The sequence below is a fragment of the Achromobacter sp. 10T422 genome (assembly GCF_056394065.1).
The window spans coordinates 515,856-538,821 of the sequence record NZ_JBFTHD010000004.1 but is presented as its reverse complement, the minus strand read 5'-3'; the positions used below and the strand labels follow the sequence as shown (position 1 = coordinate 538,821).

The 22,966-nt window shown below is 66.2% G+C and carries 24 protein-coding genes; 4 read left to right on the top strand and 20 right to left on the bottom strand.

Annotated elements, in window-relative coordinates; all coding sequences use genetic code 11:
- Nucleotides 1-103: 103 nt before the first annotated feature.
- Nucleotides 104-931 (bottom strand): AraC family transcriptional regulator, encoded by an 828-nt coding sequence (locus AC1DB0_RS13010; protein WP_447577429.1) that lies wholly within the window; start codon nt 929-931, stop codon nt 104-106.
- Nucleotides 932-1,095: 164 nt separating this feature from the next.
- Between AC1DB0_RS13010 and AC1DB0_RS13005 the strand changes: the two genes are divergently transcribed.
- Nucleotides 1,096-2,328: an MFS transporter gene (locus tag AC1DB0_RS13005; RefSeq protein ID WP_054422282.1), complete on the top strand. Its 1,233-nt coding sequence runs from the start codon at nt 1,096-1,098 to the stop codon at nt 2,326-2,328.
- Between the two features lie 285 nt (nt 2,329-2,613).
- Nucleotides 2,614-3,858, top strand: coding sequence for a GGDEF domain-containing protein (locus tag AC1DB0_RS13000; protein WP_476758681.1), 1,245 nt, complete (start codon nt 2,614-2,616; stop codon nt 3,856-3,858).
- Here the strand turns inward: AC1DB0_RS13000 and AC1DB0_RS12995 are convergent.
- Nucleotides 3,848-5,755 (bottom strand): S9 family peptidase, encoded by a 1,908-nt coding sequence (locus tag AC1DB0_RS12995; protein ID WP_156336437.1) that lies wholly within the window; start codon nt 5,753-5,755, stop codon nt 3,848-3,850. The two genes, AC1DB0_RS13000 and AC1DB0_RS12995, sit on opposite strands and share 11 nt — an antisense overlap.
- Nucleotides 5,756-5,992: 237 nt before the next feature.
- Between AC1DB0_RS12995 and AC1DB0_RS12990 the strand changes: the two genes are divergently transcribed.
- A complete protein-coding gene (locus tag AC1DB0_RS12990) occupies nt 5,993-6,448 on the top strand; it encodes a BPTD_2524 family lipoprotein (protein ID WP_054422279.1) in 456 nt (151 codons plus the stop codon).
- Between the two features lie 41 nt (nt 6,449-6,489).
- On the opposite strand, the gene AC1DB0_RS12985 is transcribed toward AC1DB0_RS12990, so the two are convergent.
- A complete protein-coding gene (locus AC1DB0_RS12985; RefSeq protein ID WP_342066509.1) occupies nt 6,490-6,906 on the bottom strand; it encodes a PaaI family thioesterase in 417 nt (138 codons plus the stop codon).
- 104 nt (nt 6,907-7,010) lie between these two features.
- On the opposite strand from AC1DB0_RS12985, the gene dinB reads away from it, so the two are divergent.
- Entirely contained in the window at nt 7,011-8,093 is a 1,083-nt protein-coding gene (gene dinB, locus AC1DB0_RS12980) for a DNA polymerase IV (protein ID WP_054422277.1), read from the top strand.
- A 164-nt stretch (nt 8,094-8,257) separates the two neighbouring features.
- Here dinB and AC1DB0_RS12975 read toward each other — a convergent pair whose 3' ends face one another.
- The 17 genes from AC1DB0_RS12975 to AC1DB0_RS12895 form a co-directional block, all read right to left on the bottom strand.
- Nucleotides 8,258-8,719: a GatB/YqeY domain-containing protein gene (locus tag AC1DB0_RS12975; protein ID WP_054422276.1), complete on the bottom strand. Its 462-nt coding sequence runs from the start codon at nt 8,717-8,719 to the stop codon at nt 8,258-8,260.
- A gap of 95 nt (nt 8,720-8,814) precedes the next feature.
- Nucleotides 8,815-9,255, bottom strand: a complete 441-nt coding sequence (locus tag AC1DB0_RS12970) for an excinuclease (protein ID WP_175169865.1) — start codon at nt 9,253-9,255, stop codon at nt 8,815-8,817.
- Nucleotides 9,256-9,307: 52 nt separating this feature from the next.
- Nucleotides 9,308-10,534 (bottom strand): beta-ketoacyl-ACP synthase, encoded by a 1,227-nt coding sequence (locus tag AC1DB0_RS12965; protein WP_054422274.1) that lies wholly within the window; start codon nt 10,532-10,534, stop codon nt 9,308-9,310.
- A complete protein-coding gene (gene fabG / locus AC1DB0_RS12960; RefSeq protein WP_346552708.1) occupies nt 10,534-11,265 on the bottom strand; it encodes a 3-oxoacyl-ACP reductase FabG in 732 nt (243 codons plus the stop codon). The genes AC1DB0_RS12965 and fabG overlap by 1 nt, the downstream gene beginning before the upstream one ends.
- Nucleotides 11,262-11,723, bottom strand: coding sequence for a hotdog family protein (locus AC1DB0_RS12955; protein ID WP_346552709.1), 462 nt, complete (start codon nt 11,721-11,723; stop codon nt 11,262-11,264). The genes fabG and AC1DB0_RS12955 overlap by 4 nt, the downstream gene beginning before the upstream one ends.
- Entirely contained in the window at nt 11,720-12,919 is a 1,200-nt protein-coding gene (locus AC1DB0_RS12950; protein ID WP_342066507.1) for a beta-ketoacyl-ACP synthase, read from the bottom strand. The genes AC1DB0_RS12955 and AC1DB0_RS12950 overlap by 4 nt, the downstream gene beginning before the upstream one ends.
- A complete protein-coding gene (locus AC1DB0_RS12945; RefSeq protein ID WP_476757022.1) occupies nt 12,916-13,575 on the bottom strand; it encodes a DUF3261 domain-containing protein in 660 nt (219 codons plus the stop codon). The genes AC1DB0_RS12950 and AC1DB0_RS12945 overlap by 4 nt, the downstream gene beginning before the upstream one ends.
- A gap of 8 nt (nt 13,576-13,583) precedes the next feature.
- Entirely contained in the window at nt 13,584-14,831 is a 1,248-nt protein-coding gene (locus AC1DB0_RS12940; protein WP_476757021.1) for an NAD(P)/FAD-dependent oxidoreductase, read from the bottom strand.
- 41 nt (nt 14,832-14,872) lie between these two features.
- Complete coding sequence (locus AC1DB0_RS12935; protein ID WP_476757020.1) at nt 14,873-17,206, bottom strand: MMPL family transporter; 2,334 nt, start codon at nt 17,204-17,206, stop codon at nt 14,873-14,875.
- Entirely contained in the window at nt 17,190-17,894 is a 705-nt protein-coding gene (locus tag AC1DB0_RS12930) for an outer membrane lipoprotein carrier protein LolA (RefSeq protein WP_441371144.1), read from the bottom strand. Before AC1DB0_RS12930 ends, AC1DB0_RS12935 begins: the two co-directional genes overlap by 17 nt.
- Entirely contained in the window at nt 17,891-18,334 is a 444-nt protein-coding gene (locus AC1DB0_RS12925) for an acyl-CoA thioesterase (protein WP_054422267.1), read from the bottom strand. The genes AC1DB0_RS12930 and AC1DB0_RS12925 overlap by 4 nt, the downstream gene beginning before the upstream one ends.
- A complete protein-coding gene (locus tag AC1DB0_RS12920; protein WP_476757019.1) occupies nt 18,327-19,250 on the bottom strand; it encodes an LpxL/LpxP family acyltransferase in 924 nt (307 codons plus the stop codon). The genes AC1DB0_RS12925 and AC1DB0_RS12920 overlap by 8 nt, the downstream gene beginning before the upstream one ends.
- Nucleotides 19,247-19,999: a glycosyltransferase family 2 protein gene (locus AC1DB0_RS12915; protein WP_427946952.1), complete on the bottom strand. Its 753-nt coding sequence runs from the start codon at nt 19,997-19,999 to the stop codon at nt 19,247-19,249. Before AC1DB0_RS12915 ends, AC1DB0_RS12920 begins: the two co-directional genes overlap by 4 nt.
- Nucleotides 19,986-21,920 (bottom strand): ApeI family dehydratase, encoded by a 1,935-nt coding sequence (locus AC1DB0_RS12910; protein WP_476757018.1) that lies wholly within the window; start codon nt 21,918-21,920, stop codon nt 19,986-19,988. The genes AC1DB0_RS12915 and AC1DB0_RS12910 overlap by 14 nt, the downstream gene beginning before the upstream one ends.
- A complete protein-coding gene (locus tag AC1DB0_RS12905; RefSeq protein ID WP_054422264.1) occupies nt 21,884-22,432 on the bottom strand; it encodes a COG4648 family protein in 549 nt (182 codons plus the stop codon). The genes AC1DB0_RS12910 and AC1DB0_RS12905 overlap by 37 nt, the downstream gene beginning before the upstream one ends.
- On the bottom strand, nt 22,429-22,683 hold the full coding sequence (locus AC1DB0_RS12900) for an acyl carrier protein (RefSeq protein WP_054422263.1): 255 nt from the start codon (nt 22,681-22,683) through the stop codon (nt 22,429-22,431). Before AC1DB0_RS12900 ends, AC1DB0_RS12905 begins: the two co-directional genes overlap by 4 nt.
- 17 nt (nt 22,684-22,700) lie before the next feature.
- Complete coding sequence (locus tag AC1DB0_RS12895) at nt 22,701-22,961, bottom strand: phosphopantetheine-binding protein (RefSeq protein WP_054422262.1); 261 nt, start codon at nt 22,959-22,961, stop codon at nt 22,701-22,703.
- Between the last annotated feature and the right edge of the window lie 5 nt (nt 22,962-22,966).

Here is a 22,966-nt window from a genome sequence, read left to right as displayed (position 1 = left end):
GACAAACGGCAAGGCCCCAAGCGTGCTTTTTTTGCGCACCCGGCGCGGGTTTGGGGGGCTCGCGCGCGCTTGCGCCGAGCTTAAGCGCGGTTTTATTAGGTATTCAGCTTGCGTTCAGCGCATCGGCATTTTGCAGATATCGCTGGGGCGGCGCGCCCAGCGCCCGATGGAACATGGCGCTGAAGGCGCTGGGGCTGCGGTAGCCCAGATCGGCGGCAATGCGCGCCACCGGCACGCCCAGCGACAAGCGGCATACCGCATCCGCCAGTCGCACTTGCTGCACCCATTGGCGGTAGTTCAGCCCCAGCTCGGCCTGAAATAGCCGAATCAGCGTGCGCGCGCTGGCGCCCACGTCACTGCCCCAGGCTTCGATGCTGCGTTGCAGGCCCGGCTGGTCCAGGATGGCCGTGCAAATGGTTTGCAGACGGCGATCGCGCGGCCATGGAATCTGGATGGGCACCACGCGCGCCGCCGCCAGTTCGGACAGAATCAGCGACGCAATCTGCTCGACCCGGCCTCCCAGCGGATAGTCGATGGGCTCGGCGGTCAGCGCCAGGATCAATTCGCGCAGCAGGCCGCTGACCTCCACCACCTGGCATTGCGGCCAGAAGCTGGCGGCGGCATCGGCCTGAATGTAGAGCGACCGCATCGACACCGGCCCCACCATGTCCACCCCATGCGGCATGCCCGCCGGCACCCAGAGCGCGCGCAGCGGCGGCAGCGCCCAAAAACCGCTGGGCGTGGTGACGCGCATGACGCCGTCGACGGCATACAGCAGTTGGGCGCGGGGGTGGGAGTGCGCGCCGGTCTGGGCGCTGGCGGGAAATTCCTTGGCCATCGCGGTGACCACGCGGGGGCGATGCTGATAGTCCTGCGCATTGACGCTGCGGTCGGGATCGGGGCGCTGAGGCAAGGGCAGGCGGATGGGCATGATGTCACTTCCGACAAAAGGATGAGTCGAACGGTGAAAGGAGAATGCCGGCATTTTGTCACTTGTGCGACGAAAGTTGGCAGATCAATCTGGCAGCGGATTCCTACACTGTAGACGGAGCCCGGCACCGTTGCCGGGCCGTCTTTTCTCTTACGCATACGCCCATGCCCCCCGCCCAGAATCCCGCCGCAGTTTCGCCTGCCTCCGACTCTTCCACCGCCTTCAAGGTCTTGGGCGCCATCAGCGTCGCGCACCTGATGAACGACATGATCCAGTCGATCCTGTTGGCGATCTATCCGATGCTGAAGGAATCGTTCAGCCTGTCGTTTGCGCAGATCGGGCTGATCACGCTGGTGTACCAGCTGGCCGCCTCGCTGTTGCAGCCCTTCATCGGCTTCTACACGGACCGCAATCCCAAGCCGTATTCGCTGCCGGTAGGCATGGGCTTTACGTTGGCGGGGCTTCTGCTGCTGTCGGTCGCCCCGTCGTTCGGCTGGCTTCTGGTGGCGGCGGTGCTGGTGGGCACGGGCTCGTCGGTGTTCCATCCCGAGTCCTCGCGGGTGGCGCGCATGGCGTCGGGCGGGCGGCATGGCCTGGCGCAGTCGCTGTTCCAGGTGGGGGGCAACGTGGGTTCAGCGCTGGGGCCGCTGCTGGCGGCGCTGTTCATCATTCCGCACGGGCAGGGCAGTGTGGCGTGGTTCTCGCTGGCGGCGCTGTTTGGCATCGTGGTGCTGACGGGCATCGGCCGCTGGTATAGCGCCAACCGGGTCCGGCTCAAGCCGCGCGCGCGCAGCGCAGGCGCCGAAAACGGGCTGAGCCGCAATCAGGTGCTGGGCGCTTTGGCCGTGCTGGGCGTGCTGGTGTTCTCCAAGTACTTTTATCTGGCCAGCCTGAACAGCTACTTCACGTTTTATCTCATCGACAAGTTCGGCTTGTCGGTGCGTGAGGCGCAGCTTTACCTGTTCCTGTTCCTGGCGGCGGTGGCGGTGGGCACGGTAGTGGGCGGCCCGGTGGGCGACCGCATCGGCCGCAAGATCGTGATCTGGGTGTCGATTCTTGGCGTGGCGCCATTCACGTTGCTGCTGCCCTATGCGAACCTGTTCTGGACGGCGGCGCTGGTTGTGATCATCGGCATGGTGCTCGCGTCAGCCTTTTCCGCCATCGTGGTCTATGCGCAGGAGCTGGTGCCGGGCAAGGTGGGCATGATCGCCGGCCTGTTCTTCGGGTTCGCCTTCGGCATGGGCGGGGTGGGGGCGGCCGCGTTGGGCAAGCTGGCGGACGCCACCAGCATTGCTTATGTGTATCAGGTGTGCGCCTATCTGCCGCTGCTGGGCGTGGTGGCGATTCTGCTGCCGAATGTCGAAAGAAAGGCATCCGGGGGTAAGCCCGCAAAGTAGAAGTTTTAACTGTCAAATACTGCAAAGGGTGATCCACACGCCCTGAGCTTGGCGTATTCTTCGCTGCATACCGTGCAATCGTCTTGGCGCGGGTAGTAAAGGTTCTGGACACTGACACCGGCCGTCGCGACCGAAAAGCGTCGCGACCCCGGTGGTTTCTTTTGTCCTGCTGGTAACAAAAAGCATCAAGCATGCTGACGTGTAACGCGTCCCCACCCATGAACCCAGTGCAACGGCAGATCCAAGCGACGGCGAACGCTAAACAGGCGCCCGCCGGCAGAAACCATGACGACTTCCTTATTCTTCTTGATGTGGGGGCTGGCTACGGCGTTGGCATTGCCGTTGCTCTTGCCTTTCCACACGCGCGGCGTCGGCGGCATTCAGGCTTTTACCGCAGCCAATGCCCTGGCCGTGGTGTCTCTGCTGTCATATGCGTCGGCCGAGATCGTGCCCCCTGGCATTTACATCATGCTGTCCAACGCCGCCTGGGTCTGTGCGGCAAGCCTGGTGTATGTGGGCGTGCGCCAGTTCTTTGGCCTGCGTCCGCAGATCGGGCGCATGGTGTGCATCACCCTGGCCTGTTTGGCCGGATTTGCGGTGATGCTGTATGGCCATGACGCAATGAGCGGCCGCATGCTGCTGTTTTCGGCCTACACCTGCGTCGTGATGACCGCCACGGGTCAGATTGTGTTCCAGCAACGCAAGCGCATTGCCACGCGCGGCGTAACGCTCTATCTGATGCTGGCGATCTTCGGCCTGGCCTTGCTGCATGCGGGACGCGTGTTGGTGTATGGCACCGGCCTGGCTGAGCCCGTGTCCATGCTGCACCCTTCGGCGTGGGGGTTGTTCTACATCGTATGCGGGTCGGTGACGGTGCCGGCGTTGTTTCTGGCGCTGCTGCTGATGGTGCAGACCCGCTTGTCTGAACAGATGCAGGCCGCCTTGACGTTCGACAGCCTGACCCACGTGTATTCCCGGCGCACCATTCTTGACGAGCTTGAGCGCGAATTACAGCGTTGCGGGCGTTCGGGTTGCCAACTGGCGGTGCTGGTGTTGGACATCGACCATTTCAAATCCATCAACGACCGCTACGGCCATGCCGCGGGCGACACGGCGTTGCGTCATTACGCGAAAGTGGTGCAGAACGCGGTGCGCGGAACCGACCGCTTGGGCCGGCTGGGCGGCGAAGAATTTGTGCTGMTGATGGTGGATTGCGACCMGGCGCGCGCGCTGGTGCACGCGCAGCGCGTGTGCGATGCCTTGCGCGATGCGCCGTTGTACCTGCAAGGCGTCGAGGTGCCGATGACCACCAGCGGTGGGTTGGCGTCTTACCAGCCGGGTGATAGCGCCGACGTGATTTTGGCGCGTGCCGACGTGGCCTTGTACCGCGCCAAGGACGAAGGGCGCGATCGCGTGGAGATGGCGTTTACCGGTTTGGGCGCAGGCCGCCCGCAAATGGGCGGCCTGGCCAGCGGCGCGGCGGCAAATGCGCCCGTCGCCGCTCAGCAAGCAGCGGGGACTACGGTTTGAGGTGTTCCGTCAGGAACTTCTCCATGGCTTCGTAGAACTCGAACTTGTTCTCGTCGTTGTGGAAGCCGTGGCCTTCGTTGTCCTTGACCATGTATTCCACTTCGACGCCGCGCGCTTTCAGCGCCTTGACCATCTGATCGCTTTCGTCCTTGTTGACGCGGGGGTCCTTCGCGCCTTGGGCAATGAACAGCGGCGTTTTGATCTTGTCCGCATGCAGCGCGGGCGAGGTCGCGGCCAGCCGGTCCTTGTCGCGTTCCGGGTGGCCCACCATGTCCTGCATCTTGTCGAGCATGGGCTTCCAGTACGGCGGAATCGACTTCATGAACGTGAACAGATTCGACACGCCCACATAGTCCACGGCGGCGGCGTACAGATCAGGCGTGAACGTCACACCCGCCAGCGTGGCGTAGCCGCCGTAGCTTGCGCCATAGATGCCGATGCGTTTGGGGTCGGCGATGCCTTGCTGGATCAGCCATTGGACGCCGTCGGTGATGTCGTCCTGCATCTTCAGGCCCCATTGGCCGAAGCTGGCTTCCCAGAACGCGCGGCCGTAGCCGGTGGAGCCGCGGAAGTTCATCTGCAATACGCAGAAGCCGCGGTTGGCCAGGAATTGCGTTTCCGGGTTGTAGCCCCAGCCGTCGCGCGCCCACGGGCCGCCATGCGGGTTCACGATGCAAGGCAGGTTCTTGGGATCGCGGCCTTTGGGCAGCGTCAGGTAGCCGTGAATGGTCAGGCCATCGCGGCTTTGATAGCTGATGGGCTGTACCTGCGACATGTCGCTTTCCGGAATGGCCGGGTTGATGTCGGCCAGCTTGGTCAGCGTGTCGGAGGCGGCGTCGTACAGGTAGCGCGAGCCCGGCGTGCGGTCGTTGTAGGCGGCCACGATGAAAACGTTCTCGTCGCGGTTGGAGCCTTGCAGCGCGATGTCGTAGCCCTTTAGTTTTTCAGACAGCGTCTTGAACAGGGCTTCGGATTGCGCGTCGAAGAATTTGTATTGCGGCTTGTCGGTCTGGTAGGCCGCCAGCGTCAGCACGCGGCGCTTGCGCGAATAGCCGGCGCCGTCGAGATCAACGGTGTCGGGCGTGAAGACTTCTTCTTCGGCGTCGGGCTTGGCCGGGTCGATGACCACCAGCGAGAGCCGGTCGCGGCCGCGGTTGCTCAGCGCGTACATCTTCTTGTCGTCGAACGTGAAGAACGACGGGCTGACGCTGGTGCGGTAGTCGGTCGTGATCAGCGGACGGAATTCGGACGCTTCGTCGTCGCGGTAGAGCAGGGTGGTGTTCAGCCCGTCGCTGGTGACGGCGGCGCGCACCTTGCCCGCGTGGTCCGTTTGCCAGCCGACGATATTGCCCGGGTTCTGCGCCACCAGCACGGCGGCGCCCGTGTGGACGTTGACGCGGTACACGTCGAAGACTTCGGGGTTGCGCTGGTTGTGGCTGATCAGGACGTGGTCGGGATCATCTTCCAGATCGTCTTCGATGCTGGCGCGCGCGCCTTCGTAGGGGGTCAGGTCGGTGACCTTGCCGGTCTTGGCGTTGACGGCCAGCACGTGGTAGTTCTCATCGCCGCCGAAGTCCTTCTGGTAGAGCACGACGTCGCCGCCCTTCCAGAAGTAGTTGCTGATGTCGCGGGCGGTTTCGCTGGTGATCTGGCGCGGTTCGCCGATCAGCTTGCTGCCTTCCAGCGGCTGCACATAGATGTTCATGCGGGCCGGGTTGCCGTCCACGCTGGTGGGCTGCATGAAGGCTAGCGTCTTGCCGTCTTCGGCCAGGCGGAAAAAGCCGCGCTCCGGATTGCGGAAGAAATCTTTCAGGGGGTAGGCGCGGGGCGGCGGCTGCGTGGCGCAGGCGCCCAGCGTGGTGCCGACGATGCCGGCGGCCAAAATGGTGCGCGTCATGAATGCAAACAAGGGAAGACCTCCGTGATTTCAATGCCTTAGCTTGCGGTTGGCACGGCTGCGGCATTGTTGCGGATATGGCGCGGGCCGGCATTTGCCGGCCCCGCGAAAGCCACGGGCGCCAGGCGCCAGCGGCTCGTCGATAATGCCATAGTCGCGCGGGCGGTGTCGAACCGGCCCTACTTATGCCGCCGTACGGTTTGCGGGATAATCGCGGCAATTCATCTGGAGAATTACATGTACAGGAATCTGGTCGCGGCATCGGCGCTGGCCCTCGGCCTGGCGGGCTGCTCGCTGGGCATTTCGAAAGACAGCGCGGGGCCTCACAGCGAGTTCAAGGCCCCGGTCGCGTTCAAGGACGCCTACGCCACGGTGATCCGGCAGTCGAACAACTGCCTGCGCAGCACCGACAACGCCTATCGTGTGATTTCTGATCTGAACGAAGGCGCGCAGTCGGGTGTGGTGCGCGTGCTGGCGCCGTACACCGACAATGAAATGTCGCGCGTCGAGCTGAAAGCGGCGGGCGCAAAAAGCACCGACGTGCGCATCGTGATGTGGGGCAAGGGCACCTGGGATGCCGCGGCGATGCAGGCGATGCAGGACGCGATCTACTACAGCATCACGTCGTGCAGCACCTACATGCCGCTGGACCCGCGCCCGGCCGTGAAGCCGTCGCGCGACCTGCCGAAATAAACGGATGGCGGCGTCCGGCCGGACGCCGCCTCTGGCGCGGCTTAATCGCCGCCCGGGCGGCGGCGGATGATCTTGAAGGTGGCGGTGGCGCGCGCGACCAGTTCGCCATCGGCGCGGCGGATATCGCCTTCACAGAACGCGATGGACGCGCCACGGCGCAGGCAGCGCGCTTCGATGACCAGATTGCCCGTGCCGGGAGACAGGAACGTGGTGTTCATGTCGATGGTGGCCATGCCTTCGGTGGCGTCGGCCGAGCCACGCGCCGCCGCGCTGAGCGTGAAGTCCAGCACGCTCATCAGCGTGCCGCCATGCACGTCGCCGCGGCTGTTGGTCAAGTCCTGGCGCCAGGGCAGCGTCGTGCGGGCATAGGCCGGCGCAATGCTTTCAGGCACCAGGCCGATGAAGCTCATGAAGGGAATCGTCAGGCCGAAATAGTCGGTTTGGGCGGGTGCTGTCATGGGTAGGCGTGGACGCAAGGGATAAGCGGATAAGCCGGTCATAATATATTTTTTTGGTGTGGGCGCCATTGCCTGCTGCGGGCGGCCACGTTGTCTTGAACGGAATGTCTGAACTCTTGCGCAAGATCGTGCATGTGGACATGGATGCGTTTTACGCGTCTGTAGAGCAGCGCGACAATCCTGAACTGCGGGGCAAGCCGGTCGTCGTGGCCTGGACTGGCCCGCGTTCGGTCGTGTGCGCCGCATCCTATGAGGCGCGGCGCTTTGGCGTTCACTCGGCCATGTCGGCCATACGCGCTGAACGGCTCTGTCCGCAAGCCATCTACGTGCCGCCGGATTTCAACCGCTACCGCGAGGTCTCGCGCCAGATACGGCAGATCTTCGCGCGCCACACCGACCTGATCGAACCCTTGTCGCTGGACGAGGCCTACCTGGATGTCACCGTCAATAAATGCGGGCTGCCGTCAGCCACGGAAGTGGCGCTGGTCATTCGCCAGCAGATTCGCGAAGAGACCGGGCTGACGGCCTCGGCCGGCATTGCGCCCAACAAGTTTCTGGCGAAGATTGCATCCGACTGGAACAAGCCCGACGGCCAGTTTGTGGTGCGCCCAACCAAGGTGCTGGAATTCTTGCAGCCCTTGCCCGTGCGCAAGGTGCCGGGCGTGGGCAAGGTGACGCAGGCGCGGCTGGAGCAATTGGGCATTCAGACGGTGGGCGACCTGGCCACGCACAGCGTTGAAGAGCTGACCCATTATTTCGGCCGTTACGGCAGGCGCCTGTATGAGCTGGCGCGCGGCATCGACGAGCGCGAGGTGCAGACCGATCAGCCCTTGCAGCAGGTGTCGGCCGAGACGACGTTTTCAGAAGACATCCGGCTGGACGCGCTGGGCGACGCCATTGACCGCATGGCGGACAAGGTGTGGGATCAGGCGCTGAAGAAGGGGGCGCTGGGGCGCACGGTGGTGCTCAAGCTGAAGACCGACCGCTTTCGCATCCTGACGCGCAGCCAGACCAGCCCGAACCCGCCGGGGTCGGCGGCCGAGCTGGCCGCGGTGGCCAGGCTGCTGTGCGAGCGCGTGGAATTGCCGCCGGAAACGCTGTACCGGCTGGCGGGCGTGGGGATGAGCAACTTTGCCGACCCCGCCGAGCAGTCGCGCCAGCCGGATCTTTTCGGCGGCGCGTTTTAGGGGCTAAAAGCGGGGGCTAAAAAGCGGTGGCTAAAGCTGCGGTGGCTAAAGCAGCGGTGGCTAAAGCGCGGCGGCTAAAGCGCGGCGGCTAAAGCAGCGGTGGCTAAAGCAGCGGTGGCTAAAGCAGCGGCTGATGCCGCGGCCATAGCCCCCGCGGCAGGCGATCAGGCCAGACGGGCCTTCACTTGGGCCGACAATGCGGTCATGTCGGCACGGCCGGCCAGCGCTTGCTTGAGCAGGCCCATGACCTTGCCCATGGCGGGTGCGCCCGTCACGCCTTGCGCGGCCACTTCGGCGAACGCGGCGTCGATGGCGGCGGCGACTTCTTCAGGGCTTGCGGCCTGCGGCAGGAATTCCTGCAGCACCAGCAATTCAGCCTTTTCCTGTTCCGCTGTTTCGGTGCGGCCGGCCTGTTCGAACGCGGCGATGGACTCGCGGCGTTGCTTGACCTGCTTTTCGATGATGGCGGTGACTTCGGCGTCGTTCAGTTCGCGGCGTTCGTCCACTTCTTTCTGCTTGACGGCAGCCAGCAGGAAACGCAGCGTGGTCAGGCGCTCGGAGGCCTTGGCGCGCATGGCGTCCTTGACGGCGTCCGAGAGGCGGGTCTTGAGCGTAGCAGTGCTCATGGGGAAACCTTTAATGTGGTGTTGCGGCAATCGCCAAGTGTAAACCGGGCGTGCTGAATCGGGCGTCGCCTGAATCGGCTTTCCCAGACTCGGCTTTACTTCACCTGGGTCAAGTCGCCGCGCAGCGCCACGCCCGCCACCGTGGCGCCCGCATGGCATTCGTAATCCGTCTTGCTGGTGGACACGTTCTTGCGATAGTAGCTAACGATATTGGTCACCGCATTGGCATTGGCCTTTTTGGCGGCTTCGTGCAGGGCGATCACGGCGGATTGCGCCACCCATTCGCAGGCCACGGCGTCCTTCTTGGCGATGGCGTTGGTCTTGCGGTTGGTGACCACGCCCGATTCCAGCACCTTGCCCTTGGGGCCCGTGCCGGCCAGGTAGAACTTGACGCTGCCGTCGATCTTGCCTGCCGCCAGCGCGGCGTCGATGGCGGGTTGCAGCGGCAGGAAGACGGTGCGATCCGCAGCCAGCGCCTGGGCCGAGCAGGCAAACGACAAGGAGAGGGCGCCGAACAGCTTGTAGGAAATCTTCATGACTTCTCGTTCCAAAAGTGAAGGTTGAAATACGCGCGCGCGTTGTCGGCGCTCAAGGCCAGCGGCGGAAAATAAGGGACGTATTTATCCCGCCAAACGCGAAATTGTTGTTCATGACGTATTCGTTATTCATGTGGCGGCCCTCGCCCTGCAGGTAATCGAGCTCGCCGCAACGCGGGTCGATATTGCGCAGGTTCAAGGTGGGGGCGTACCAATCGCGGTTCATCATTTCGATGCTGAACCACGACTCCAGCACGCCGCACGCGCCCAGCGTGTGGCCCAGAAAACTCTTCTGCGAGCTGATCGGCATGCGGCTGCCAAACAGGTTGTGGGTGGCTTGGGTTTCGGCGATGTCGCCTTGTTCTGTAGCGGTGCCGTGGCCGTTCACGTAGCCGATCGCCTCGGGCGGCAAGGCGGCATCAGCCAGCGCCATTTCCATGGCGATGCGCATGGTGGCGGCTTCGGGGCGGGTGATGTGCGTGCCGTCGGAGTTGCTGCCAAAGCCCACGATTTCTGCGTGGATGCGCGCACCGCGCGCCAGCGCGTGGTCCAGCGATTCCAACACCAGCATGCCGCCGCCTTCGCCAATGACCAGGCCGTCGCGGTCACGGTCATACGGGCGCGGCGTCAGTTCCGGCGTGCCGTTCTGCTGGCTGGTGGCGTAGAGCGCGTCGAACACCAGCGCTTCGCTGGCGCACAACTCTTCCGAGCCGCCCGCCAGCATCATTTCCTGACGGCCGTAGCGGATGGCTTCGTAGGCGTAGCCGATGCCCTGGCTGCCCGACGTGCAGGCGCTGGAGGTCGGGATGATGCGGCCTTTCAGCTCGAAGAAGATGCCGACGTTGGCGGCGGTGGTGTGCGGCATCATGCGCACGTAGGAATTGGCGTTCAGGTCTTCCGTGACGCCGTTGAGCAGCATGTTGCCGAAGGCGCGGATTTCGGCGGTGCTGCCCACTGATGACCCGCAAGCCACGCCCATGCGGCCATCGGTAATGCTGGGGTCGCCCAAGAGCGCGGCGTCGGCCAGCGCCAGTTCGGCGGCGCGCACCGATAACTGCGACACGCGGCCCATGCTGCGCAGTTGCTTGCGGGTCCAGTGCGCGGGCACCTTGAAATCTTCAATCGGGCCTGCCAAACGGGTATTCAGTTCGGCAAAGCGCGACCAATCGGGCATGTAGCGGATGGCGCTGCGGCCCGATGCAAAGGCTTGCTGGACGCTTGCCCAATCGGAACCCAGTGCGCTGATGCCGGCCATGCCGGTGATGACGACGCGTTTCATCAGCACAGCCCTCCGTTCACAGCGATGACCTGGCGCGTGATGTAGGCCGCACCGGGCGACATCAGGAACACCACGGTGGCGGCAACCTCTTCGGGCCGCCCCATGCGTTGGGCCGGCACGGCTTTCAAGATCTCTTCCACGGGCACGTGCTCGTCAATCATGTCGGTGTCGATCAGGCCGGGGGCCACGCAATTCACGGTGATCTGGCGCTTGGCCAGTTCAACCGCCAGCGCTTTCGACGCGCCGATCAGCCCGGCTTTGGAGGCGCTGTAGTTGACCTGGCCACGGTTGCCCACCAAGCCCGACACCGACGCCATGCAGACCACCCTGCCTGCCGCACGGCGCCGGATCATGGGCATGGCAAGCGGGCTGAGCACGTTGTAGAAGCCGTCGAGATTGGTGCGCAGCACCTGGTCCCAGTCGTCGCCCGTCAGCGCGGGGAACGCGCCGTCGCGAGTCAGGCCGGCGTTCAGCACAACACCGTAATACGCGCCGTGCGCGTCAACGTCTGCTTGCAGGACGGCGGCGCATTGGGCGCGGTCAGACACGTCAAATTGCAGGACGCGGGCTTGCCGGCCGCGCGCCTGGACTTCGGCCTGTACGGCTTCGGCTTGTTCGCGTTGCTGGCGGCAGTGCAGCACCAGGTCATGGCCTGCGTCGGCCAGGGCCAGCGCGATGGCGCGGCCGATGCCGCGGCTTGAGCCGGTTACGAGGATGGGGGCAGCGCTCATTGAAGGGGGGCTTCCTGAATAAATGCGGTGGGGTCTTTGGGCTGATAGACATTCAGCCGGGCCAGGGCCAGCAGGCGGGTCTCGTCGCGCAGTTCGCACTCGAAGACGCTCATGCCGCTGGCGTCGATCAGGCCGCGTTGGACGTGGATGGATAGCGCCGCGCCTGCGGGCAGGCGGTCGATATGGCATTCGTAGCGGCGCGTGCCAAGCAGAAAGCCCAGCTTCACGGCGTCACCCGCCTGGCGCGCCTGGCAACCGGCCCACGCGCCCACGGCTTGCGCCATGAGCTCCATGCCCAGCCAGGGCGGCAGCGAACCGTCGGGCAGCGAGTACGGGCCGGGTCTGACGACGGCGCGGGCGCGCAGGCTGTCATCGTCATAGCCGTCGACGTGGTCGATCAAAATCATGTTGCCGGCGTGCGGCAACAGGCTGGCCACGGGCCAGGGGCAGGCGTTCATGAGCGGGCTCCCAGGATCAGGCTGGCGTTGTTGCCGCCGAAGGCAAACGAGTTGCTCATGGCGATGCGCGCGCGTCCGCCGGCGTAGTGTTGCTGGCCGGTGCTGAACGTCAGGGCGGGCAACGCCGGGTCGCCTTGGCCGTCCCACACGTGGGGTATCAGGCGGCCGTCGGCATTGCGTGACGACAGCGTCATCCACGCCAGCGCGGCTTCCATGGCGCCGGCCGCGCCCAGCGTGTGGCCGGTCAGCGCCTTGGTCGACGCGCACGGCACGCCGTCGGGGAACACGGCCTGCATGGCGTGGCTTTCCATGGCGTCGTTGTGCGGGGTGCCAGTGCCGTGCAGGTTGACCCAGCCGATGCTGGCGGGCGTCACGTTCGCCGATTGCAGGGCCGCCAGCATGGCCTGCCGCGCGCCTGCACCCGTGGGCTCGGGCGCTGACATGTGCCAGGCGTCGGAACTGGCGCCGCCGCCCAGAAGCGCCACGGCATCGGCGTCGGCGGCCTCGCGCTCCATCACGAACAGAACACCGGCTTCACCGATGTTGATGCCGCGGCGGTTGGCCGAGAACGGCAGGCAGAGCGCGTCGTCCACGGCTTCCAGCGTGGCGAACCCATTGATCGTCAGGCGGCACAGCGTGTCTGCGCCGCCGCAGACGACGGCGTCGCACAGGCCGGCGGCCAGCAGCCGGCGCGCCGACAGCAGCGCGCGGGCGCTGGACGTGCAGGCGGTGGACAGCGTGTAGGCCGGGCCGGTCACACCCAGGTGCGCCGCCAGAAACGAGGCGGGCGACGACAAGGCCTGGCGCCGATAGTCGTAGCGGGCGGGCCAGGTCCCGTGCGCCGCCAGATGGCGGAAGTCGGGCGCGTTGTCGTTCACGCCCGACGTGCTGGTGCCCAGCACCACCGCCACGCGGTCCGCGCCGTAGCGGGCGATGGCGCGTTGCAGTTGCGGCGCGATCTGGTCTGCGCACGCCAGCAGCAATTGGTTGTTGCGGCTGTGATGCTGCGCGGGCAGGGCGTCAGGGATGGCGGGCAACACGCCTGCGTAGCCGCCCAGCGTCAGGCTGCGGCCATCGACCCAGCCGGTTTGCGCGCGCATGCCCGAGGTGTCGCCGTTGAACGCGGCTTGCGCGACCGTATCGACGCCTGCACCTAGCGCGCAGACGATACCCGGGGTGCCCAACCAGCTGTTCATGGTTGCTCCTTGAGCGGCGAGATGCGCCACGTGACGCCGCTAGCGGTGGTAATCGAAAACACGTCGGCGTTTGAGACGTTTGTTGTTGTGGTTTGCGAATTCGTGGCTTGCGCATTGGTGGCTTTCGCGTTGGTGGCTTGCGCATTCGTGGCTTGCGCATTGGCGGCGTCCGCGTTATTGGCTTGCGCCCAGCGGACCTTCCAGCGCACCGCGCCCCGCTCCAGCAGGCTGCGTTCGGCCGCGCCGCCGCTGCCTGTCTGCGCACGCCAGTTGCCCGCGCCGTAGGCGGCATCCAGATTTTCTTGCGGCGTCCACGCGAACATCAGCGCGGCGAACAGGTCGCGCGCCTGCGCATTGGGCCGCAGGAAGCCGTCATTGCGCCATTGCCCGTGTTCCAGCATCTGGCGCGCCTGCGGCACGCCCATGGGGTCGAACAGCGACCAACGCAGCGCCGCGCCTTCGCGCTGCACGACCAGCATCGAGTCCAGTGCCGGTTGGCCCGGCGCTTCCTGCACCACATGCAACTGGCGCGGAACGGAAAAATCGGCATCGCGCGCAGGCATGGGCGGCGCGCCTGCGCAGCCGGCCAGCAGGGCGAACGTCATTGCCACGGCCAGCGTGCGGCAAGAGAGCAGGAAGGACGGAATGGCGCGCATCGTTGGAATCAGACCGGTTCCGCTTGCGCGTCGGCGCTGCGGCACAGTTCGCTCAGCATGCGCAGACGGCGCTGCGGGCTGGCGACGAAGGGGTTGCTCGCGTCCCAGGCGTAGCCGGCAAGAATCGAGCTGATCATGCGGCGGATTTCCGGCTGCGCGTTCTTGTAGAACACGACGTCCTGGAATTCGCCGCTGTACCAGCCTTGCACGTAAGCGCGGAACGTTTCCACGCCCACCATCAAGGGGTCGGCAAAGTCCGCTTGCCAATCCACGATTTCACCGCCCAGCTGGCGGTGCAAGGCGTCGGTGGCCAGTTTCGACGAGCGCAGCGCAATGGTGACGCCGGAGGAAAACACCGGGTCCAGGAATTCGGCGGCGTTACCCAGCAGCGCATAGCCCGGGCCATGCAAGCGCGTGACGCTGGCGGAATAGCCGCCGATGGTGTTGGCGGGCGTGTCCCAGACCGCGTTGGCCAGCACGCGCTTCAGGTTGGGGGCGGCGTCGGCCATGGCGCGCAAGGTGGTCATCAGGTCTTGGTCGGGGCCGCCGAAAAGGTCTTGCCCGCCCACCACGCCGAACGAGCAGCGGCCGTTCGAGAACGGAATCAGCCAATACCAGATGCCCGGTTCTTCGGGGTGCACGCTGATCAGGATCTTTTCGCGGTCAAAGCCGGCGTCGTCGATGCGGTCTTCGATGTGCGTGAAGATGGCCTTGCGCGGCGGCATCGACGACGGGCGTTCCAGGTCCAGCAAGCGCGCCAGCACCCGGCCGTAGCCGCTGGCGTCCAGCACAAAGCGGCTCTTGATCTGGCGGGTGACGCCGTCGGCGTCGCGCACGTCCAGCACGGGGCTGTCGCCGTTGAAATCCGCCGCCGTGACTTCTTGCAGATAGCGCACTTCAACGCCCTGGCGGGCGGCGTCGTCGGCCAGCACCTTGTCGAACGTGGCGCGCTGCACCTGGAAGGTGGTGCCGGGGCCGGGGCTGAATTTGTCGCGGAAATCGAAGTAGGTGTATTCATCGTCGCGCGCGAAGGCGGCGCCGTTCTTGACCTGGAAGCCTGCGGCCTGAACGGCGGGCATCATGCCGGCCTCTTCCACGAATTCCAGGCAGTGCGCCAGCAGGCTTTCGCCAATGGAAAAGCGCGGGAACTGCTGGCGTTCCAACATCAGCACATCGTGCCCTTGCCGCTTGAGCAGGGCGGCCGCGACTGCGCCGGCAGGGCCTGCTCCGATAACGACGACTTCACGATGTTCCATGCGAGATGCTTCCATGTCAGTGTGATGAGTGGGGGTAAAGGTCAGGCGGATTGCGGTGGGCGTATCCACGGGGCCCACAGCAACGAGAACGCAACGCCTAGCGCCACCGCCAGCCCGAAATTGGCGATGGCGGGCGTTTGGCTGATGGCCAGCAGGCCGAACGACAACAGCGTGGTGACGGCGCCCAGCAAGATGCCGACAAGGCTGGCCGCCGCGCCCGCCACGCGTTCGTACATGAAGATGGCGTAGTCCACTCCGATGGCGGACACCAGCAGCAGGCCGAACAGGCTGAACAACGTCAGCGGTTGGCCCAGGTATCCCAGCGCGGCCAGCGCGCAGGCGGTGGCGGCCAGCGGCACCGCCAGAATGCGCCAGGTGGCCGCGCGCCCCAAGGTCAACAGCAGCAGCACGGCGGCCACGCCGTAGGACAGCAGCTTGAGCTCGGCGGCTTCAATGCGGGTGGCGGCGAACATGCGGTTCAGGTCGCCGCTGCGGTCCACCAGCACGACGCCCGGCAGGCCTTCTGCAATGCCCTCTAGCGCGGCGGCGTTGCGCAGGCCCAGTAACGTGACCATGCCTGCTGCTTCGCCGTCGTGCACGCCCAGCCATTGACCGCGCCAGCGTTCGGCCAATGGCCCTTGCAACGCGTCGTCGATGGTGATTGCGGGCAGCGTGGCCATGGCTTGCAAAGTCTGCTGCAAGGCGTCAAACGGAATACCGATGTCTGTCAGCGGCTTCCACACGTCAGGCTGCGCGGCCAAGGTTGCCAGGCGTGCGCCTAGCGCTTGTTGATCGGCTGCCGGCGACACCAGCTGGCTAAGCGCGTTGTAGGCGGCAAGATCGCCGTTCTTGACCAGCGCATCCAGCTTTCGGCCCACTTGCGCTTGACGGCGCAACAGCTCGTCGGCGTTGGCGGCGCGAACCAGGAAGAACTGGCTCGTCGGCGTGAAGCCGGTGATCTCGCCAATCTGGCGCGCCTGTTGCAAGAGCGGCGCGGGCAGGCTCAGCCATTGGCGCAAATCATCCTGGATGACCAGCCGGCTGATGCCGCCCACCGTGGCGGCGGCCATGATCAGCGCGCCGATGCCCAACAGCGCGCGCCGGCTGGCCAGACGTTCGCGTGCGCGCAGCGCGGCGTTGGCGGCGTGCAGCAGCGGCGGCCAGGGGCGCGGACGCCATCCGTCCATCCAGGCCGGCAGTTGGCAGACCGTGCAGGCGTAAGCGCCCAGCAGGCCAGCGGCGGAAAACACGGCGGTCTGCGTCAAGGCGGGGAAGGGGGTGAAGGCCAGCGCGATGTAGCCGACCAGGCTGGCGGCCAGGCTGATCGTCAGGCCCGGCAACACGCGGCGCAACGCCGGCCACGCGCGCCAGTCGGGCATGCCATAGCTTTTGCCGAGCCAGTGCATGGGAAAGTCCACGGCCACGCCGATGAGGCTGGCGCCAATCACCAGCGTCAGTACATGGATCGACCCAAACACCGCCACGCAAGCCACCGCGCCCGTCAGCAAGCCCACCGCTACCGGCACAAACGCCAGCAGCGCGCGCACGCGGCGCAAGGCCAGCAGCAAGACCAGGATGATGCCGGCCATGGCGCTGGAACCAATCCACGAGCTTTCCGCTACCGCCTGCTGGCGGCCGGACGCAGCGTACAGCGGCCCGCCCGCCACGAGCAGTTCCGCGCCATCCGCGCGCAACGCTTCGCGGTCTCGCTCGATTTGTGCCGACATGCCTTGCGGCGCATCGGTGTCGAACGCGTCGGCGCGCGTTTCAGCGCGTACCAACACCCAGTGCTTGCCGCCGTGCTCGGCTTGCAGCATGCCCGTGCTCATGTCGTACTGCACCGCGCCGCCCGGGCGCAGCGCTTGTTCGGCGCGGCGGGTCAAGCCCAGCCAATCCTGGTCCACGGGCACCAGCCCCGATGACGAGAACGGGTCCGACAGCTCGCGCGCGCGCCGTTGGGCGTAGGCGGTGGGGTCGGACAGCAACTGATCACGGTCGGCCGCAGGCAGCATGGCCAAACGGCCGGCCAGCAATTGCGCGCGCACGGCGGACAGGTCCACGTTCAGCTCAAGCTTGACCGACGCGAACAAGCCGCTGCGCGTCCAGCGTTCGGCGAGCAACTTCGCGGGCGCGGCCGGGTCCGCCGCGTCCGCTCGGGCCGCAACCAGCGCCAGCACTTGGCGCGACAGCGGCTCCTGGATGCGGGCTTCGGCCAATTGGCGCGTGGCGTCTGCGGTGGCGGCGTGCGGCACCAGCTCCATCAGGTTGGCCGACACCGGCCAGCCGTGGCGGCACTGCCAGGCGCCTACACACAGCACCAGCAGCAAGCCCAGCTTGAACAGCCGGGGCAGCCAGCGTTCAATCGGCAAACGCACGTTGCTCCTCGGGGGTCAGCGCGTCGGCGGCAGCGGCGTCCGTCATTTGCAGCACGCTGCGATCGCCCTGGGTTTCGCGCAGTTCGATGCGGTCGACGAGCTTGCCGCCGTTGATCTGAATGTTGTCGAAAATCTGGCGCAGCAAGGCCGAACGCGGCGTCAAGAGCAGTTGCCAGGCATCGGCCTCGCCGGTCAACGCCAGGTCAAAGTTCTCTTGCAGCCCTCGGGTATCGCCCGCCAGCACCGACAGGAACAACCGGTTTTCACGGCCCGAGCCGGTCTGTTGCGGCAGCGCCTGCCACACGCCGGCCTCGTTGCGCCGCGAAATGCCATTGGCGTTGATGCGCAGGTCTTGGGCGATGGGCGTGCGCAGCAGCCACAACAGCCCCTTGCCAGCAGCCAGCGTGAAGTCGCCACGGCTCGTCAGCGGTTGCGGCAGTGAACGCAGAAATTTCTGCTGCACGAAATGGCCGCGCACGATGGGCGTGGCGCGCAGCTGCGTTTGCAAGTCGTTCAGGTCGAACGCGTGGGCGGACCAGGGCAGGGCGGCGAGCGTGAGCAGCAGGGATCGCAGCAGGAGCGGCAGCAGGAATCGCTGGTGGATTCGCCGTTGGAACCGCAGTTGCAATATGCTGCGCGGCATGTGTGCCGCAACGGCGCGTTGGGCGAATAGCGTCAACATCTTCATGCCGTGGCCTCCAGGGCTTGCAGCTTGCGTTCCACCGCCTCAACAAATACGGCAGGCGAGGCCAGCTGCATTTCACGCGTCTCAATGCTGACCGCGACTTGTTCGGTGGTGGCGCGCGTCAAACGCGTGCCGGTGGCCGAATCCAGAATCAGGTAGTTGATCTTCAAGCGGTTTTCCCATTCCACCAGTTCGGCGCGCACGGTCAGGCGCTGGCCGAACTGGGCGGGTTGCGCGTAGCGCAGGTGCAGGTCGATGACCGGCCAGGCGTAGCCGCTGGCGCGCATGGCGTCGTAGTTGTGGCCCAGCAGGTCCAGCAATTCGCAGCGCGCCTGTTCCAGATACTTCACGTAGTGGCCATGCCAGACCACGTGGATGGAATCGACATCGAAAAAGGGCACGCGGATCTCGACTTCGGCGCCGATCAGGCCTCGTTTACGCATCGTCTTTCCAGAAAGGGTAGAAGTTGAACCATTGCAGCGGCGCCAGCCGGCAGTGCGCGGCCAGGCGGTCGGCATAGCGCTGCGCCCAATAGGCGATGCGTGCCTGCCGCGTGGCGCGCGTCCATTCGATACCGTCGGATAGCCGTTCCATGGCCACGCGATACCGCGCGCCGTGCCGCGTGCAGAACAGCACGTTGACGGGGCAGCGCAACAGGCCGGCCAGCAGCCATGGGCCTTGCGGCAGCGGGGCGCTTGCCCCCAGAAACTGGACGGGCGTGGTGCGGTCGCCTTGCAGCGGCACACGGTCACCGGCGATGGCGAGCCATTCGCCGCGGTCCAGCCGCTGCGCCAGGTCCAGCATCACGGGCGCATCCAGCTCGCTGACTTGAATCATGCGCAGCCCGCCGCCCGCTTCGCTCAGCAGGCGGTTGAAATGCACAGCGTGTTTGTTGTGGACCAACACGTTCAGGCGCAGCGCGCCCGAGCGTTCGGCCAAGGCGCGGCACACTTCAATGTTGCCCAGGTGCGAGCCCACCAGAATCTGGCCCCGGCCCGCGCCCATTTGCGCGTGCAGGCCGTCAGGGTCGGCCATGTCCAGATCCGCCATCGTGATCTTGCTTTGCCAGACGTCCAGCTTGTCCAGCATGGCGTCGGCAAACGCCAGGTACTGGCGGTACACGGGCAGGGTGCGCGGCAGCGGCACGGGCAGGTCGCCCGATTGCGCCAGCCGCTGCTGGTATTGCGCGATGGCGCGGCGGGCGCGGCCGCCGAAGGCGTAGAAGTACAGCACCACCCCCCACACCACGGGCGCAACCACGCGGCGGCCCAGCTTGCGGGCGGCCCACGCGGTCAGGCGCATCAGCAGCGGGCTGCCGCGTTCGGGCTGAGCCGCCCAATGCGGATCGGCGGCGGTCAAGGCGCGAGCCCTCGCGTCAGACGGCGCCATAGCAGGGCTGGCGAGCGGGCCAGCATGCCGAAGAACAGCCGCGCGTGCATCCGGCTGATCAGCAGGTTGTCTTGCAGGCCCTTGAAGTGCGAGACGCCGCCTTCGGGATAGACCACGCGCGTGGGCAGCCACGCCATGGGAACGCCACGCCAATGCAGGCGCACCAGGATGGCGATGTCGAAATCCATGCGGCGGCCCACATGCGTGCCGTTGATGACGGGCAGCACTGCCGCCAGCGGGTACACGCGAAAGCCGCACATGGCGTCGGGAATATCCAGCGACAAGGTGTTGATCCACACCCACACGCGCGTGAGCCAGCGGCCATAGAGACGGCTGCGCGGCACGTCGTCGCCGTAGACGGGCGCGCCGCAAATAACGGCCTGCGGCTGCGATTGGGACGCGCGGGCGAACGCCGCAGCATCCGGCAGCGCGTGCTGGCCGTCGGCGTCCACTTGCAAGGCGTGGGTGTATCCCAGCGCGGCAGCGGCGCGCAGGCCATCTTGCACGGCGGCGCCCTTGCCGCCGTTTTCGGCGCGGCGGACCAGATGCGTATGCGGCAAGGCGCCCAGCGCGTCCAGCGCCGCGGCGCAACCGGGTTCGGAGCCATCGTCCACCAGCACGCAGGGCAAGCCTTGCGCGGCCAGTTGTGCGTGGACGGCGGCAACCGTGGCGCCGTGGTTGTAGACCGGGATGACGGCGCAGAGCTTATAGGCCGTCATGGCCATCCGCCTGAAGAATGCGGCCCGACGAGCAAGGCGCATCGTCCACCGTGCACGTGAAATACAGCTTCTGTTTGGCGTCGTCCCAACGCAGTGCCAATTGGGCAATGTCGCCGGGGCGCAGCAGGCGTTGAAACTTCAATGCCTCCATGCCGCCGAAACGCAAGCCAGGGCACAAGCCGCGCTGGGCCAGCGACATCGCCCAACTGATCTGCGCCACGCCCGGCACGACAGGCACCGACGGAAAATGCCCGCTGAAGTGCGCCAGGTCGTAGGGGATGTCCAGCGTGTAGCGGCGTTCGTTGTCGGGCTGGCCAGGCAGTTCCACGGCAACCGGCTCCACGGGGCGGGGGCCGGCGGCGATGTCAAACACGGACTGCGGCAGCTTGCCTTGCGCGTTGGCGGGCAGGTGCCGGAAGAAGCGCCAGGTGCGCGGAATGGCGAGCGATTCGAAGCCCCCGGCCAGATGCGCGCGCAAGGCATCCACCAACGTTTTGCGGCCCTGGTTGCGCAAGGCATGCAGGCCCGCGGCGGACAGGGCGATCAGGCCGGTCAGACGGGCGCTGCCGCGGTGATCCGCGCGTCCGGGTTGCCTCGTGTCACCGGGGCCGTCGGGTTGAGCTGGCTGGCCGGGTTGGCCCAGCCGGGCGTCGGCCACGAAGGCATGGCGCATCAGCGCCTGCTCCAGCATGGGCAGCGAGATGCGCTTTTCCTCAATCTTCACGATGCGGTCCAGGCGGCCCAGCAATTGGAAGCCGCCGGACGTGAGCTGTGCGCCGTCGGACGTCTGCTCATCGGCCGCGTTCACCCAAGGCGATTGCACGTGCAAGGCACCGTCCGCATTCAGGCTGACCACCGCGCCGGGCAAGGGCTGCCAGTCGGCCGAACCGGTGCGCCACGCCACCGCGCCCGTTTCGGAACTGCCGTAGATTTCGGTGGGGCGCAGGCCCAGACCGCGTTCGATATCGTCGGACACGTCGGGCGGCAGCGCGCCGCCTGATGAATGGATGCGGGTCAAGCGGCCGCGCAGTTGCGCCCAGTCCAGACGCTGCCCCAGCCGGCGCAGCAGCGCGGGGCTGGCGATCCAGGTGAAGGACGGGTAACGCAGGCTGGCCTGTTGCAGCTCTTCGGGATAGAGCCGTTGGCGGCGGTCGATCTGGCGGCCCGAACACAGGGGCCACAACACACGAAACGGCAGGCCGTACATGTGTTGGGCGGACACGCTGCCCAGCACGGGCGCGCTGGAGTCCGGCCATTGCTGTTGCAAGGCCTGAACCTCTGCCGCCAATTGCCGCCACTGTTTGCTCAACGGCTTGGGCGTTCCGCTGGACCCGGATGTGCACAGCACAAGCGTCACGGACGGGTCCAGCGCGGCGGGGGGCAATGCGGCGTGGTCTTGCAGCGTGTCCAGGCGCCATTGCCGGGTGGCGGGCACGGGCAGGTCGATATCGGTTAGCCAGGCATCGACGTCCGCATCCAGCGCGGCGCAGGTTTGCGCCTGCGCGTCGCCAGGAAGCACGGCGACGACGCCCGCGCGCCAGCACGCGAACAGGGCGATGGCCAGTGCGGCGGCGTCGTCGAACCAGAGGGCGACACGGCGGGGGCCGCGCGCCTGCAACGCGCCGGCGGCGAGCAGGCTGGCGTGCGCGAACGCCGCGCGCGTCAACAGCGGGTGATCAGCGACCGGGGCGGCTGCGGCGGCAGGGGCTGCGGCGGCAGCAGGGGCGGCAGGGGCAGCAGGGGCGGCAGGGGCAGCAGGGGCGGCAGGGGCGGCAGCGGCAGCGGCGGCAGCAGGGGATGCAGCAGCAGCGGCAGCAGCGTCCCCGGCGTTATCCGCGTCCGACGCCGGCAGCAACAGGTGGGGAAGCGGTGTCCAGCGCATGATCAAACCGCCCGCGCGGCTGCGGGGCGCAGCAGCCATTCGCCCGCGATCAGCAGGCCCATCAGGCCGTAGCTGGCCGCGCCGTTATAGGCGACCCACCAGCTCCACGGCGCCCACGCCGCCAAGCCCGCCGCAATGCCGCCGTTCACCGCAAAGAACACGCACCACGCGCGCGTGACGTTGCGGGTGTAGCGCACGCCTTCGGGCGGCAGATCGGGGTGGCGCAGACGCGCCAATTGTTCGATGACCGGGCGGCCAACGCGCAGGCTGATGCCGAAGACGGCAAGCATCATGGCGTTGACCAGCACCGGGTACCAGCGCAGCCACGCCTGTGAATTCGAGACGGCAAGGATCAGGCAAAAGGCAACCGCCACGGCGGGCAGCAAGCGTCCGCCGGGCTGGGCGCTGCGCGCGGTTAGCCCGCGCGCGAGCCACAACAGGGCGAGCGGCAGCGCCAGCCACGCCGGGCTGACGCGCCCCAGCGTTGCGTAAACCACAAAGGGATACGCCACGCCGGCAACGGCCAACGCGGCCGCAGCCCCGCGCCTCATGCGTCGGGCGCCTGCTTTTGCCACATGGCCTGGACGACGTCCTCAACGGTGCGCACCGTGCGGAAGTCGTTGGCGTCCAGCTTGCGGCCGGTCTGGCGGCGTACGTGGTCGATCAGGTCGATGGCGTCGATGCTGTCGATCTCAAGGTCCGTATAAAGATTGGCCTCGGGCGTGACGCGTTCCGGTTCGATTTCAAACAATTCGACCAGCGCATCGCGCAACGTGTTGAAGATGTCCTCGCGGGTATGCATCGTGGACTCCGTATGCGTTAATCGCGCCGTTGCGCGGTGACAAAGGCCGCAAGGCTATTGATGCTGGTGAAGTGTTCGCGCATATTGCGCGTTTCGGGGTCGATGGTGATGCTGTAGCGCTTTTGCAGCGCCAGGCCCAGTTCCAGGGCATCTACCGAGTCTAGGCCCAAGCCGTCACCAAAGAGCGGGGCGTCGGACGCGATATCGTCGGGGGTGATGTCTTCCAGCCCCAGCGATTCGATGACGAGCGTTTTCAGCTCAAGTTCCAATTCATTCATCCCGC